The sequence below is a fragment of the Streptomyces xingningensis genome (assembly GCF_054957865.1).
This window is the reverse complement of sequence record NZ_JBDJPF010000034.1, coordinates 1-14,623: the sequence shown is the minus strand read 5'-3', so window position 1 is coordinate 14,623 and position 14,623 is coordinate 1. Positions and strand designations below refer to the sequence as shown.

The window sequence follows — 14,623 nt, the reverse complement described above, 5'->3', positions numbered from 1 at the left end:
CCCGACAAACGGCCGTGGCCGCCACCCCACCAAGGGGCCGTCAGCTGATGGTGACTGATACCCGCCAGGGGGCGACGAAGTCCGTGCACAAGTGGTTCGGATCCGGGAAGCAGTGCCGCGCGGAGGTGATCTCACTCGTGCCGTTGCCGATCGCCGTGAAGACCGCCATCGCATCACCGGCCGAGCTTGTACCGCCCTGGCCCGGTTGGAGAGCCGACGGCGAGCTCGCCCGCGGCTGGCTCCAGACCCAGGTGGCGGCCTGTTCGCGGAGATGGGTCAGTCTGACCGTGATCACATCGCCCCGATGGGCGGTCAGCCTGCGGCCGTTGTCGGCGTTGGTGAGGCTGACGCTGCGCGGAGCGGCGGAGGTCGCGGCGGTCTGACGATCCGGGATCGGCACGGCACGGGCAGCTGCCGGTACGGCTACCGCGAGCAGAGCGGTCGCAGTGATGGCACCCAGGACAGCGGACATACGGTGAGCAGTCATGATCGACTCAACGGCCTGTCATGGAACTGGTCACGCCGGCCCACGGGTCACGTACGGGCGGGCCGCGCCCCGGTCGGCCAGCTCTCTGGCGAGCCGGCAGGTAGTGTTGTGCAACTCGCCCGCGGTGATCCGCACTCCGTCGGCGGTGGTCAGCGCCGGACGCCCGGGGTCCGCCGCGAGTACGTCCAGGATCGCTTCGGCGTAGCTGGTGAATTCCGGCCGGGTCTCGACGTGGAACCCCTCGAAGCCGTCAGTCGCCATGCTTCCCCTCCTTGTTGGTGGCAGCTTGACCTGTTCGCTCGGAGCTCATGATCTCAGGGTGCTGGCAATCCAGTGGGATGGCGACCCGGCAGCGCAAGCGGCCGTGGCCGCCACCCCGTCGCAGGGATGGCGGCCACGGCCGGTACACCAGGCGTCAGTTGGCCTTGCCCAGGTGGTGCACCCGCACCATGTTGGTGGTGCCGGGGATGCCGGGAGGCGAACCGGCGGTGATGATCATGGTGTCGCCCTCGTTGTAGCGCTTGAGCTTGAGCAGCTCGGCGTCGACGATGTCGACCATTGCGTCCGTGTTGTCCACGTGCGGCACGACGAAGGTCTCCACGCCCCAGCTCAGCGCGAGCTGGTTGCGGGTGGCCGGGTCGGTGGTGAACGCCAGGATCGGCTGGCAGGTCCGGTAGCGGGACAGCCGGCGGGCGGTGTCGCCGGACTTGGTGAAGGCGACCAGCGCCTTGCCGTCCAGGAAGTCCGCGATCTCACAGGCGGCGCGGGCCACCGAACCACCCTGGGTGCGCGGCTTCTTGCCCGGCACCAGGGGCTGCAGGCCGCGGCCGAGCAGCTCCTGCTCGGCCGCCTCGACGATGCGGGACATCGTCTTCACGGTTTCGATCGGGTAGGCGCCCACGCTGGACTCGGCGGACAGCATGACCGCGTCGGCACCGTCCAGGATGGCGTTGGCGACATCGGAGGCTTCCGCACGCGTCGGGCGGGAGTTGGTGATCATCGACTCCATCATCTGGGTCGCCACGATCACCGGCTTGGCGTTGCGGCGGCACATCTCGATGAGCCGCTTCTGCACCAGCGGGACCCGCTCCAGCGGGTACTCCACCGCCAGGTCGCCGCGCGCCACCATCACACCGTCGAAAGCCATCACGACTTCCTGCATGTTCTCGACGGCCTGCGGCTTCTCGACCTTGGCGATGACCGGCACCCGGCGGCCGACCTGGTCCATGACCCGGTGCACGTCCTGGACGTCCTTGGCATCGCGGACGAAGGACAGCGCGACCAGGTCGCAGCCCATTGCGAGCGCGAACTTCAGGTCCTCGATGTCCTTCTCGGACAGCGCCGGGACATTGACGGCCGCGCCGGGCAGGTTGATGCCCTTGTGGTCGGAGATGACACCGCCCTCGATGACGATGGTCCGCACCCGCGGGCCCTCGACCTCGGTCACCCGCAGCTCGACATTGCCGTCGTTGATCAGGACCTGGTCGCCCTTGGCGACATCGCCGGGCAGGCCCTTGTAGGTGGTGCCGCAGATCGTCCTGTCGCCGGGGACGTCCTCGGTGGTGATGGTGAACTCATCGCCGCGCACCAGCTCCACGGGGCCGTCCGCGAAGGTCTCCAGCCGGATCTTCGGGCCCTGGAGGTCGGCCAGCACGCCGACCGCCCGGCCGGTCGCCTCGGCGGCCTTGCGCAGGCGGCTGTAGCGGTCCTGGTGCTCCGCGTGAGTCCCGTGGCTCATGTTGAAGCGGGCCACGTTCATGCCGGCCTCGATCAGCGTCTTCAGCTGGTCGAAGGAGTCAACGGCGGGGCCCAGGGTGCAGACGATTTTGGAACGGCGCATGGGGCGATCCTATCGGTTTGTTTCAGAGGGGAATATTCGAGCTGTGGGAAAGACCAAGGGGCGCTCCGGTGATCAGGAGGTGACCAGGGCGTACGCCTGGGTGGCGATCTCCAGCTCCTCATCGGTGGGCACCACGGCGACCGCGACCCGGGCGTGGTCCGGGGAGATCAGCCGCGCGGCGTCCTGGCGCCGGTCGTTGCGGTCGGGGTCCACGACCAGGCCCAGCTCGTCCAGACCGGCGATCGCGGCCTCCCGCACCGGCGCCGAGTTCTCCCCGACGCCCGCCGTGAAGGCCACCGCGTCGACCCTGCCGAGCACCGCGTAGTACGCGCCGATGTACTTCTTCAGCCGGTGCACATAGATGTCAAAGGCGAGCTTCGCCTGCTCGTCGCCCTCGTCGATGCGCCGGCGGATCTCGCGCATGTCGTTGTCTCCGCACAGTCCGATCAGACCGCTCTTCTTGTTCAGGAGCGAGTCGATCTCATCCATCGACATCCGTGCGTTGCGGGCCAGGTGGAAGATCACCGCCGGGTCGATGTCACCGGAGCGGGTGCCCATGACCAGGCCCTCCAGTGGGGTCAGGCCCATGGAGGTGTCCACACAGCGGCCGCCCCGGACGGCGGAGGCGGAGGCTCCGTTGCCCAGGTGCAGCACGATCACATTGACCTCGGACGGGTCCTTGCCCAGCAGCTCCGCCGTCTTCCGCGAGACATAGGCGTGCGAGGTGCCATGGAAGCCGTAGCGGCGCACCCGGTGCGCGTCCGCGGTCCCGGTGTCCAGCGCATAGCGCGCGGCGTGCTCCGGCATCGTGGTGTGGAAGGCGGTGTCGAAGACCGCGACCTGCGGCAGGTCGGGGCGCAGCGCCCGGGCGGTGCGGATGCCGGTGAGGTTGGCGGGGTTGTGCAGCGGGGCGACCGGGATCAGCCGTTCGATCTCGGCGAGCACCTCGTCGGTGATCAGGGCCGGCTCGGTGAACTCACTGCCGCCGTGCACCACCCGGTGGCCGATGGCGGCCAGCTCGGGGGAGTCCAGGCCGAGGCCGTCGGCGGCCAGCTCGGCGGAGACGGCCTCCAGGGCCGCGGCGTGGTCGCGGATCGGCGCCTCGGTCTCGCGCTTGCCGCCGCCGGTCGCGAGGGGGGTGTGGACCAGCCGCGAGTTCGCCTCGCCGATGCGCTCCACCAGGCCGACGGCCAGCCGGGCGCCGTCCGCCATGTCGAGCAGCTGGTACTTGACCGAGGAGGAGCCGGAGTTGAGAACGAGGACTCGGGTGCCGTTGGCAGTCATAAAGGGCTTTCCGTGTGGGGGCGGTGGAGAAGACGGACGGGCCCACGGTGCCGTGCCGTGGGCCCTTGGGGGTCTCAGGGTTCGACGCGCTCGCTGCGCTGCTCGCCCTGTGCCTGGATGGCAGTGATGGCGACGGTGGTGACGATGTCCTGCACCAGCGCGCCGCGCGACAGGTCGTTGACGGGCTTGCGCAGGCCCTGCAGCACGGGGCCGACGGCGACCGCGCCGGCCGAGCGCTGGACGGCCTTGTAGGTGTTGTTGCCGGTGTTGAGGTCGGGGAAGATCAGGACGGTGGCCTTGCCCGCGACCTCGGAGCCGGGGAGCTTGGTGGCCGCGACGGCCGGGTCCACCGCGGCGTCGTACTGGATCGGGCCCTCGACCAGCAGGTCGGGGCGGCGCTCGCGGACGATCTCGGTGGCCCTGCGGACCTTGTCGACGTCCGCGCCGGAGCCGGAGGTGCCGGTCGAGTACGACAGCATCGCGATCCGCGGCTCCACCCCGAACTGGACGGCGGTGGCGGCGGACTGGATGGCGATGTCCGCGAGTTGCTCGGCGCCCGGGTCGGGGTTGACCGCGCAGTCGCCGTACACCAGCACCCGGTCGGCCAGGCACATGAAGAAGACCGAGGAGACGATCTGGGCGCCCGGCGCGGTCTTGATGATCTCGAAGGCGGGCCGGATGGTGGCGGCGGTGGAGTGCACGGCGCCGGAGACCATGCCGTCGGCGAGGCCCTCCTGGACCATCAGGGTGCCGAAGTAGGAGACGTCGGCGACCACATCGTGCGCCAGCTCCACCGTCATGCCCTTGTGGGCCCGCACCTTGGCGTAGATCTCGGCGAAGCGCTCGCGCAGCGCGGAGGTCTGCGGGTCGATGAGCTGGGCCTCGCCCAGGTCGATGCCGAGTTCCCCGGCCCGCTTGCGGATGGCCGCCTCCTCGCCCAGCAGGGTGAGGTCGCAGACGTCCCGGCGCAGCAGCACATCGGCGGCGCGCAGCACGCGCTCCTCGGTGCCCTCGGGCAGGACCACCCGGCGGCGGGCGGAGCGGGAGCGCTCGATCAGCTCGTGCTCGAACATCATCGGGGTGACCCGGCTGGAGCGGGCGACGGAGATACGGTTCGTCAACTCCGAGGTGTTGACATGCCGTTCGAAGAGGCCGAGGGCGGTCTCGGCCTTGCGCGGAGAGAAGGCGTCCAGCTTGCCCTCGATGGCGAACAGCTCGGCGGCGGTGGGGAAGGAGCCCTCGTGCACCGCGGCCAACGGGGTGCCGGGGGCGAGACGGTTCGCGAGTGCCAGGATGTCCGGGCCGGGCTTCTGGTTGAGGGTGAGCAGCACTCCGGCGATGGGCGGGGCGCCCGCGCTGTGCGCGGCGAGCGCGCCGAGGATCAGGTCCACCCGGTCGCCGGGGGTGACCACCAGGCAGCCGTCGGTCAGTGCGGGCAGGAAGGCGGGCAGCATGGCGCCGCCGAAGACGAAGTTCTTGGCGTCCCGGGCGAGCCCGGCGTCGTCGCCGAGCAGCACCTCGGCGCCCAGCTTGCGGACGATCTGGGCGACGGTGGGCGCGGAGAGCGAGGCGTCCTCGGGGAATGCGTAGCAGGGGACGGGCAGGCTCGCCGAGAGCCGCTCGGCGATGGCCTCGCGGTCGGCCGGGGCGACCCGGTTGACGACCAGGGCGACCACATCGCAGCCCAGCGCCTGGTAGGCGCGGTAGGCGTTGCGTGCCTCGGCCCGTACCGACTCGGCGGTCTGCCGCTGGCCGCCGACCACGGTGATCACGGAGGCGCCGAACTCGTTGGCCAGGCGGGCGTTGAGGGCCAGTTCGTCGGGGAGATTGGAGCCGACGTAGTCGGTGCCGAGCACCAGGACGTACTCGTACTCGCGGGCCACCGCGAGGTGGCGCTCCACGAGGTGGGCGACCAGCTCGTCGGTGCCCTTCTCGGCCTGCAGGGCGGACGCCTCGGCATAGCTGAGGCCGTATACGCTTTCGGGGGATTGCTCGAGCCGGTAGCGGGACCGCAGCAGATCGAACAGGCGGTCCGGTCCATCGCCATGGACGAGCGGGCGGAAGACCCCGACCCGGTCGACATGGCGGGTCAGGAGCTCCATGACCCCCAGCTCGATGACCTGGCGTCCGTCGCCCCGGTCGGTCCCGGTCACGTACACGCTGCGCGTCACGCGTGCTCTCCTTGCTCCATGGCCGTGCTTGTCCATCGTGTGAAATTACCCGTTAGGGTGGCATTGACCTCTTGACAATACCTGCGTCCCTGGATAAGGCGCGCGTCAGGCGGGTGGCCGTGAAGGCGGTCGTGGGATGCGGCAGCACCGGCGGGCCCATGGAACAATCGGGTCCGGCTCACAGGTACCAGTAGCGAGCAGGAGACACAGCACCATGCGCATCGGAGTTCTCACCGCGGGCGGCGACTGCCCAGGCCTGAACGCTGTCATCCGCTCGGTGGTGCACCGCGCGCTCGTCGAGCACGGTGACGAGGTCATCGGCTTTGAAGACGGCTTCAAGGGCCTGCTGGACGGACGCTTCCGCAAGCTCGACCTGGACGCGGTCAGCGGCATCCTCGCCCGGGGCGGCACCATCCTCGGCTCCGCCCGCCTGGAGCGGGCCCGGCTGCGCGAGGCCTGCGAGAGCGCCAAGGACTTCTCCCGCGAGTACGGCATCGACGCCCTCATCCCCATCGGCGGCGAAGGCACCCTGACCGCCGCCCGGATGCTCTCGGACGCGGGCATGCCGGTGGTGGGCGTGCCCAAGACCATCGACAACGACATCTCCTCCACCGACCGGACCTTTGGCTTCGACACGGCCGTCGGCGTCGCCACCGAGGCCATCGACCGGCTGAAGACCACCGCCGAGTCGCACCAGCGGGTGATGGTCGTCGAGGTCATGGGCCGGCACGCCGGCTGGATCGCCCTGGAATCCGGCATGGCCGGCGGAGCCCATGGCATCTGCCTGCCGGAGCGGCCGTTCGACCCCGCCGACCTGGTGAAGATGGTCGAGGAACGCTTCGCCCGCGGCAAGAAGTTCGCCGTCATCTGCGTGGCCGAGGGCGCCCACCCGGCCGACGGCACCATGGACTACGCCAAGGGCGCCATAGACCAGTTCGGCCATGAGCGCTTCGCCGGCATCGGCACCAAGCTCGCCGGTGAGCTGGAACGCCGCCTCGGCAAGGAGGCCCGGCCGGTCATCCTCGGCCACGTCCAGCGCGGCGGCACCCCCACCGCATACGACCGCGTGCTGGCCACCCGCTTCGGCTGGCACGCCGTCGAGGCCGCCCACCGCGGCGACTTCGGCAGGATGACCGCGCTGCGCGGCACCGAGATCACCATGGTGCCGCTGGCCGACGCGATCACCGAGCTCAAGCGGGTGCCGGAGGACCGGATGAACGAGGCGGAGTCGGTGTTCTAGCCGACCCGGAAGACGCCGGACGGGCCGCAACTGCGGCCCGTCCGGCGTCTTTTGCGGCCCGGGGACACCCTGGAGTCGATCGGGCCGTCATTGCGCCCCGATCGACTCGAGGGTGTTGAGCTTCGCCGCCCGGCGGGCCGGCCAGACCGCCGCCAGCACCCCCACCGCGAGGGCGAGCAGCAGAAACAGCCCGATCCGGCCCCAGGGCACCACCATCCGGTACTCGGGGAACGAGGACCGCAGCAGATGCCCGCCGGACCAGGCGAGGAAGACACCCACCCCCACGCCCAGCACCGCGCCGAACAACGCGATCATCACCGACTCGATCCGCACCATCTGCTTCACCCCGGTACGGGCCAGGCCGATCGCGCGCAGCATCCCGATCTCCCGGGTACGCTCGAAGACCGACATGGCAAGGGTGTTGACCACGCCGACGACCGCGATGACCACGGCCATGCCGAGCAGCCCGTACATCAGATACAGGACGTCCTCGAGGCTCCCCGCCTCGGACCGGCGCAGGTCGTCCTGGCTCTGCACCTTGATGAGCGGGTTGCCGCCCAGCGTCTCCCTGATCTTGCCGGGCAGGCTGTCCGCCTTGCCGGGTGCGGCCTTGATCAGCACCTCGTCGTCGCGCACCTTGTCCAGGTGCGGGTCGGCCAGGGCGGTGGTGCCGACGACATCGCTCAGCACGTCATTGTCCGCGTAGACCGCGGAGACCTTGGGGGCGGACCGTTTGCCGGTGTAGAACTCCATGGGCAGCCGTGAACCGGGCTTCAGGGCATGCCGCTTGGCGAAGCCCTCGGACACCGCGACGCTGCCGTCGCGGATGCCGGCGGCGGACCCGCTGATGAAGCGCACCTCGGTGACCTTGCCGAGTTCGGCCGGGCGCGTGCCGGTCAGCAGCGAGGGACGGCCGTCGGTCTGGAAGCCCACCAGGCGCAGCGGCACGGCCGCCCGGACGCCCGGCTGCCCGGCGAGCCGCTTGCCGACCTCGGGGGAGAGTCCCTGGTGACCGGCCGAGCTGACCTTGTAGTCGGCGGTCAGGTCCTGGGCGCCCATCCGGTCCACGCCCTGGTTCGCGGAGACCACCGCCACGGTCAGACCGGTGATCAGGGCGAGGCCGATCATCAGGGCGGAGGCGGTCGCGGCCGTACGGCGCGGATTGCGCAGCGCATTGCGCTGGGCGAGCTTGCCGCTGACGCCCGAGACGCGGACCGCCGCCTTGCCGAAGAGCCTGACGACCGGGTGCGAGAGCAGCGGAGCGAGGACGATCACGCCCGCGAGCGTCAGCGCCGAACCCGCCATGGCGGCGTTGAGACCCCCGCTGTCGCGCAGCGTCGTCACATAGAGCATGATCGCCACGCCCAGTGCGGTCAGCGCGCCGCCGAGGGAGTTGCGCACCACCAGGCTGCGGGCGGTCGGCGCCTGGTCCACGGCGGCCAGCGCCTCCACCGGCGCGATCTTCGCGGCTTTGCGGGACGGCAGCCAGGCGGCCGACACGGTCACCAGGACACCGACCGCCAGGGCGGTCAGCGCAGTGCTCGGCTCCACCACCAGCGGACCGTCCGGCAGCTGGGCGCCGTTGGAGGCCAGCAGCGCGCGCATGCCCAGGGCGACGCCGAGGCCCAGACCGAAGCCCGCGATGGAGGCGGCCAGGCCCAGCAGCCCGGCCTCGATCAGCACCGAGCGGACCACCTGACGGCGGGAGGCACCCACCGCACGCAGCAGCGCGATCTCACGGCTGCGCTGGGCGATGAGCATGGTGAAGGTGTTGGCGATGATGAACACGCCGACGAAGAGCGCGATCCCGGCGAAGGCCAGGAAGGTGTTCCGGATCGTCCGGGTCTCCTGGTCGATCATCTTGGCCTGCTCGGCGGCCAGTTGCTCGCCGCTTTGGGCCTCGAAGTTCCGCGGCAGCGCCGCACGCACCTCGGCGGCCAGCTTCCGCTGCTCGGTGCCGGGCCTGGCGGAGACCACGAGCTCGCTGAACTCGCCCCGCTTGCCGAAGAGTTGCTGAGCGGTCGCGGTGTCGAACAGCGCCAGGCTGCCGCCCGCGCTCACCCGGGGGTCGTCGGTCCCGGCGATGCCGACCAGCTTCTTGGTGATGACCGGCCCGTCGACCGCCAGCCGGACGGTGCCGCCGAGCTTGGCACCCGTCTTCCCGGCCGTTCCGGCGTCCAGGGCGATCTCGTCGCCGGAGGCCGGGCCCCGGCCCCCGACGATCGGGTAGCGGCTGTCCCTGCCGTCCTTGCCGGGTACGTAGTTGGCCCCGGAGCTGCCCCATTCGTTGCCGGCCGGGTTGTTCTGCCGGTCCGCGACCGTGACGGTACCGGTGACGGACGGCCGTACGGAGGCGACGCCGGGCAGGGCGCGGACGGTGCCGACCACCCGGGAGTCCAGCGCGCCCCGGTCCTTGGGGTCGGTGCCGGGGCGCTCCGGGGTCACCGACACCGCGACGTCGTCGAGGCTCTTGGCCAGCCTGTCCCGGTAGGCCTGCCCCACGGAGTCGCTGAAGACCAGCGTGCCGGAGACAAAGGCGGTGCCGAGGAGGACCGCGAGGGCGGTCATCAACAGCCTGGATTTATGCGCGAGGAGATTGCGCAGGGCAGTACGAATCACAGCTTGTCCTGGGTGAGGTCTACGAGTCGGCCGGTCGCCGCTGTCGGATGGGGTCCGGAGGCGCGGTCAGCCGGCGCGGCCCTTGGCCTCGAAGACGGAGATCCGGGGGTTCCCCCCGGGAAATTTGCGCATCCGGTCGAGTACCGCATCGGCGGACGGCTCGTGCAGCTCGTCGACGATCCGGCCGTCGGCCAGGAAGACCACCCGGTCCGCGTAGGCGGCGGCCACGGGGTCGTGGGTGACCATGACGACCGTCTGATCCAGCGCCCGTACCGACTCCCGCAGAAAGCCCAGCAGTTCGGTGCCGGAGCGGGAATCGAGGTTCCCGGTGGGCTCGTCCGCGAAGATGATCTCGGGCTTGGCGGTGAGCGCACGGGCCACGGCCACCCGCTGCTGCTGACCGCCGGAGAGCCGGCCGGGCCGGTGCGCCAGCCGTTCGCCCAGCCCCAGCGTGGTCACGATCTGCCCGAGCCACTCGGGGTCCGGCCGGCGGCCCGCGATGTCCATCGGCAGCGTGATGTTCTCCAACGCCGACAGGGTCGGCAGCAGATTGAACGCCTGGAAGATGAAGCCCACCTTGTCCCGGCGGAGCCTGGTCAGCTGCCGGTCGCCGAGCGAGGACAGCTCGGTGTCACCGATCCGGGTGGATCCGGCGGACACGGTGTCCAGTCCGGCCATGCAGTGCATCAGCGTCGACTTGCCGGAGCCGGACGGCCCCATGATCGCCGCGAACTCCGCGCGGCGGAACTCCACGGAGACCGAGTCCAGGGCGGTCACCCGGGTCTCGCCATGGCCGTAGACCTTGCTCAGGCCGGCCGCCCGGGCGACGACCGCACCGGTGCGGGGGGTGGTCGGGGGAGCCACAGGGGACACGGGATCTCCTTGGAAGGTGGGGGGAATCAGCACTTCCAATTCTCGAACGTGCAGGTCAGCGAGGCGTCAGCCAAAGGACCGGAATATGGTGTCGCACTTTTGGGCACCGGTTGCCCCGGTCCGTAGTCCTCCAGACGGACGGCGTCATACCCCGGTCGCACCCGCGCCGTACGGGCCTATCCCTTGACCGCCCCGCCGAGCGTGAAGCCGCCGCCCAGCCGGCGGGCGATGAGTGCGTACAGCAGCACCACGGGCGTGGAGTAGAGCACCGAGAAGGCGGCGAGCTGACCATAGGCGACCTGACCGTAGTTCCCGAAGAAGGTGAACACGGTTACGGACGCCGGAAGTTGATCGGGCGAGAGCAACAGCAGGAACGGGACGAAGAAGTTCCCCCACATCAGCACAAAGCAGTAGATCGCCACCACCGCCACCCCCGGTCCCATCAGCGGCAGGACGACCCGGATCAGGGTCTGCAGCCAGCCCGCGCCGTCCGTCCAGGCCGCTTCCTCGAGGGTCCTGGGCACGCCGTCCATGAAGTTCTTCATCAGCCAGATGGCGAACGGAAGTTGGGCGGCCGCCATGAACAACGCCGTGCCGTACACCGTGTCGACGAGGTTGATCCGTACGAACAGGCCGTACACCGGAACCATGATCGCCGTGATGGGCAGACAGGTGGAGAACAGGACCGTCAGCAGGTACGGCCGGTTGAAGCGCGAGCGGAAGCGGGACAGCGGGTAGGCGGCCAGGGCGGCGCAGGCCACCGTGAGGGCGGTCGCACCGCCGCACAGCAGCAGGCTGTTGAGCATCGGGGTGAAGGTGATCTCGTCGGTCAGCACGGCGGAGAAGTTCTCCGTGGTGGGCGACTTCGGGACCCGTACGCTCAGGCCCGCGCCGGAGTCGACGGACGCCAGCAGCAGCCACGCCAGGGGCACGGCGAAGGCGGCGGCGGTGATGAGCAGAGCGGCATCGGCGGCCAGGCGGTGGCGGGTGCGCATGCGCGCCTCCGTGCGTGAGGGGACCCGGGGGATTACTCCCCTGCCGGGCGGACCTCTACGCTCCGGGCCATGCACCCAGCGCGAGATCGACCGCCCGCCCCAGCTCCTCGGCGGTGGCACCGCCCGCCGCCTGCACCGCGATGCCGTACGAGACCATGCTGATATAGCGCGCCAGATCGGCGGCATCCGTCCCAGGCGCCAACTCGCCACCTTCCAGGGCCCGTTGGAACCGCTCCCGCAAAGCCTCCTCGGTGGCCCGGCGGCGCGCGACCACCTCCTCGCGGACGGGTCCGGCCTGGGCGCTGGTGGCCAGGGCGCCCTGGATCAGCAGGCACCCTGGGCCCTCCTCGCGGGTGGTGACGCCGATGACCCCCCGCAGCAGATGTTCGGCCGTGGCGCGCGCCGTCGGCTTCTCCAGGGCCTCGCCCACATGACGGGCCGGACCCTCGTGATAGCGGTCCAGGCACTTGCGGAACAGCGCCTCCTTGTTGCCGTAAGCGGCATACAGGCTGGGGCGGTTGATGCCCATCGCCGCCGTCAGATCGGACAGCGCCGTCCCCTCGTACCCCTGCCGCCAGAACACACTCAGGGCGCGGTCCAGCCGCTCGTCGATGTCGAACTCACGCGGACGTCCGGTCACCATGGCTTGCTCCTTCCTCCCTCCCGTCCTTGTCCCCGTCAACTTCTGTACCGACCGATATGATAGCTTCCAACTTACCTACCAATCGGTACAGAATTCGACGGGGGCAAGGACTCATATGAGCAAGGCACTGGCGGGCAAGGTCGCCCTGGTCACCGGCGGCTCGCGCGGCATCGGCGCGGCCACCGCGCGCGCTCTGGCACAGGCGGGGGCACAGGTGGCGATCAGCTATGCCGCTTCCGCGGAGAAGGCGCGGGCGGTGGTCCGGGAGCTCGAGGCCATCGGCGTCCGGGCCGCCGCCTACCGGGCGGACCAGGCCCAGGCCACCGAGGTCGCCGGACTGGTGGCCACCGTGGCCAAGGACTTCGGGGGCCTGGACATCCTGGTCAACAACGCGGGCGTGGCCGCACGCGGTACGGTCGACGACCCGGCCGCAGACATCGCCGCCTTCGATCACCAGTACGCCGTCAATGTCGGCGGGGTGACCGCGGCGATACGGGCCGCCTCCACCGTGCTCGGCGAGGGCGGACGCATCATCACGGTGGGCTCCAATCTGGCCGCCCGCACGGGGCGTCCCGGCATGGCCGACTATGCGGCGACCAAGGCCGCGATCGTCGCCTACAGCAAGGGCGCCGCACAGGACCTCGCCCACCGCGGCGTCACCGTCAATGTCGTCCAGTCCGGTCCCACCGCCACCGATATGAACCCGGAAGACGGCCCAAACTCGGACGCCCAGCGATCCACCAATGCGATGGGACGCTACGGCCGGCCCGAGGAGATCGCGGCCGGAATCGTCTTCCTCGCCAGTCCCGCTGCCTCCTTCATCACCGGCACCGCCCTCAACATCGACGGCGGTTCCCTCGCCTGACCAGGGACTCCCGGGCTGTGTCCGTCAGGTCGCCGGGGGAGCGGGCGAGTAGATGCGCCCGGCGAACGCGGCGACCTGGTCGTCGGGCAGGTGCCGGGCCACATCGGCTTCGCTGATCATGCCGACCAGCCGCTTGTTCTCGATCACCGGCATACGGCGGATGCGACGGCTCCCCATCTCGTACAGCACTTCGTCCACGGGTGCGCTCGCCTCGACCCAGCGCGGCGTGCCATGGACCAGATCGGCGGCGGTGCACCGGGACGGGTCATGGCCCTCCGCCACGCAGTTGATCACGATGTCGCGGTCCGTGATGATCCCGCACAGGCGCTCGTCCTCGTCACTGACCGGCAGAGCCCCCACATTGAGGTCGCGCATCCGCCGGGCGGCGTGTTCCAGCGTCTCGGTCTTGGGTATCCAGTGCGCGCCCTTGTGCATGATGTCTTTCGCGGTGAGCATGATGTGCCTCCTGAGCGCGTAGCGCGTCAGCCTGCTCAGCTCCGTCAATTCCATGGTCGCGCCGCCACCGCGGTAGTGCACGCCGGGGCGCCCGGACTTCCACGACCGAGTGGTTGTCAGTGGCCGGTGCCAGACTGAATCCGTCGAATCGGCACCTCTATCGGCACCTCTATCGGCGGCACCTCTACAGGGGCCAAAAGACCAAAAGGGGCACACCACCATGCTCACCACTGACTTTGTGACCGGGGCACCCAGTTGGCTCGACCTCGGCAGCCCTGACACGGGGGCGGCCGCCGAGTTCTATGGGTCCGTGTTCGGCTGGGAGTTCCAGTCGGCCGGGCCCGAGGCGGGCGGCTATGGCTTCTTCCAGCAGGACGGCAAGACGGTGGCGGCCGTGGGGCCGCTCACCGAAGAGGGAGCCTCCTCCGCGTGGACGGTCTACTTCCGTACCCCCGACGCCGACGCCACGGCCAAGGCCGTGGAGCAGGGCGGCGGCAGGGTGCGGGTCGCCCCGTTCGACGTCATGGACGCCGGGCGGATGAGCTGTCTCACCGACCCCGGCGGTGCGGACTTCGCCGTCTGGCAGCCCGCCGCTTTCCAGGGCCTGGAGCAGGCCTCCGAGGACAACGCCCTCTGCTGGGTCGAGCTCCATGTCACCGATGCCACGGCCGCCTTCGCCTTCTACCGCTCCCTGTTCGGCTGGCGCTCGGAGGACATGCAGGTCCCCGACATGACCTACCAGATCCTGTCCACTGCCGAGGGCGAGCAGCAACCGGCGTCCTTCGGCGGCGTGGCACCGCTCCAGGAGGGCGACGAGCCGCGCTGGGTCCCCTACTTCAGCGTGGCGGACGTGGATGGCGCCGCCTCGAAGGCCACCGAGCACGGCGGCTCGGTCCTGCTGCCGGCCTCGGACATCCCGGATGTCGGCCGCATCGCCTGGCTCGCGGATCCCTTCGGGGCACCGTTCGCCGTCATCAAGCCGATGCCTCCGGCATAGGGATTGGGGGGATTGGGGGGAGGGGAGGGGCTGTGGCCGGCCCTGACGGTGGGGTGGTGGTGGCGGTGTGTTGTCATCTGCGGGTCAGGGCTGGGTGTGGAGTGTTTCTGCACCGCTTCGCGGTTTGGGGGGGGAGGGCAGGAGGGGCTGCGC

At 70.2% G+C, this 14,623-nt stretch carries 13 protein-coding genes; 3 read left to right on the top strand and 10 right to left on the bottom strand.

What is annotated here, in order from left to right; genetic code table 11:
* Nucleotides 1-40 precede the first annotated feature (40 nt).
* The 5 genes from ABCR83_RS18875 to pta all read right to left on the bottom strand — a co-directional run bounded on the left by ABCR83_RS18875 (nucleotide 41) and on the right by pta (nucleotide 5,782).
* Complete coding sequence (locus tag ABCR83_RS18875) at nucleotides 41-487, bottom strand: hypothetical protein (protein ID WP_462696222.1); 447 nt, start codon at nucleotides 485-487, stop codon at nucleotides 41-43.
* Between the two features lie 30 nt (nucleotides 488-517).
* Nucleotides 518-748, bottom strand: coding sequence for a hypothetical protein (locus ABCR83_RS18870; protein ID WP_462696221.1), 231 nt, complete (start codon nucleotides 746-748; stop codon nucleotides 518-520).
* Nucleotides 749-902: 154 nt separating this feature from the next.
* Complete coding sequence (pyk, locus tag ABCR83_RS18865) at nucleotides 903-2,327, bottom strand: pyruvate kinase (protein WP_462696220.1); 1,425 nt, start codon at nucleotides 2,325-2,327, stop codon at nucleotides 903-905.
* Nucleotides 2,328-2,399: 72 nt separating this feature from the next.
* Complete coding sequence (locus ABCR83_RS18860; RefSeq protein ID WP_462696219.1) at nucleotides 2,400-3,611, bottom strand: acetate kinase; 1,212 nt, start codon at nucleotides 3,609-3,611, stop codon at nucleotides 2,400-2,402.
* 74 nt (nucleotides 3,612-3,685) lie between these two features.
* The gene (gene pta, locus ABCR83_RS18855; RefSeq protein ID WP_462696218.1) at nucleotides 3,686-5,782 is read right to left on the bottom strand and encodes a phosphate acetyltransferase; all 2,097 of its coding nucleotides are present in this window, start codon (nucleotides 5,780-5,782) and stop codon (nucleotides 3,686-3,688) included.
* A 214-nt stretch (nucleotides 5,783-5,996) separates the two neighbouring features.
* Here pta and ABCR83_RS18850 point away from each other — a divergent pair, with 214 nt between their 5' ends.
* Nucleotides 5,997-7,022, top strand: a complete 1,026-nt coding sequence (locus tag ABCR83_RS18850) for an ATP-dependent 6-phosphofructokinase (protein WP_462696217.1) — start codon at nucleotides 5,997-5,999, stop codon at nucleotides 7,020-7,022.
* 87 nt (nucleotides 7,023-7,109) lie between these two features.
* Here the strand turns inward: ABCR83_RS18850 and ABCR83_RS18845 are convergent, their stop codons facing one another.
* From ABCR83_RS18845 to ABCR83_RS18830, 4 genes are all read right to left on the bottom strand, one after another.
* The gene (locus ABCR83_RS18845) at nucleotides 7,110-9,641 is read right to left on the bottom strand and encodes an ABC transporter permease (protein WP_462696216.1); all 2,532 of its coding nucleotides are present in this window, start codon (nucleotides 9,639-9,641) and stop codon (nucleotides 7,110-7,112) included.
* A 66-nt stretch (nucleotides 9,642-9,707) separates the two neighbouring features.
* The gene (locus ABCR83_RS18840) at nucleotides 9,708-10,514 is read right to left on the bottom strand and encodes an ABC transporter ATP-binding protein (RefSeq protein ID WP_462696215.1); all 807 of its coding nucleotides are present in this window, start codon (nucleotides 10,512-10,514) and stop codon (nucleotides 9,708-9,710) included.
* 176 nt (nucleotides 10,515-10,690) lie between these two features.
* Complete coding sequence (locus ABCR83_RS18835) at nucleotides 10,691-11,509, bottom strand: carbohydrate ABC transporter permease (RefSeq protein ID WP_462696214.1); 819 nt, start codon at nucleotides 11,507-11,509, stop codon at nucleotides 10,691-10,693.
* 55 nt (nucleotides 11,510-11,564) lie between these two features.
* Entirely contained in the window at nucleotides 11,565-12,152 is a 588-nt protein-coding gene (locus tag ABCR83_RS18830; RefSeq protein ID WP_462696213.1) for a TetR/AcrR family transcriptional regulator, read from the bottom strand.
* A gap of 115 nt (nucleotides 12,153-12,267) precedes the next feature.
* Between ABCR83_RS18830 and ABCR83_RS18825 the strand changes: the two genes are divergently transcribed.
* A complete protein-coding gene (locus ABCR83_RS18825) occupies nucleotides 12,268-13,017 on the top strand; it encodes an SDR family NAD(P)-dependent oxidoreductase (RefSeq protein WP_462696212.1) in 750 nt (249 codons plus the stop codon).
* A 24-nt stretch (nucleotides 13,018-13,041) separates the two neighbouring features.
* Here the strand turns inward: ABCR83_RS18825 and ABCR83_RS18820 are convergent, their stop codons facing one another.
* Nucleotides 13,042-13,473 (bottom strand): CBS domain-containing protein, encoded by a 432-nt coding sequence (locus ABCR83_RS18820; protein WP_462696211.1) that lies wholly within the window; start codon nucleotides 13,471-13,473, stop codon nucleotides 13,042-13,044.
* Between the two features lie 220 nt (nucleotides 13,474-13,693).
* On the opposite strand from ABCR83_RS18820, the gene ABCR83_RS18815 reads away from it, so the two are divergent.
* Nucleotides 13,694-14,470: a VOC family protein gene (locus ABCR83_RS18815; protein ID WP_462696210.1), complete on the top strand. Its 777-nt coding sequence runs from the start codon at nucleotides 13,694-13,696 to the stop codon at nucleotides 14,468-14,470.
* Nucleotides 14,471-14,623: the final 153 nt, after the last annotated feature.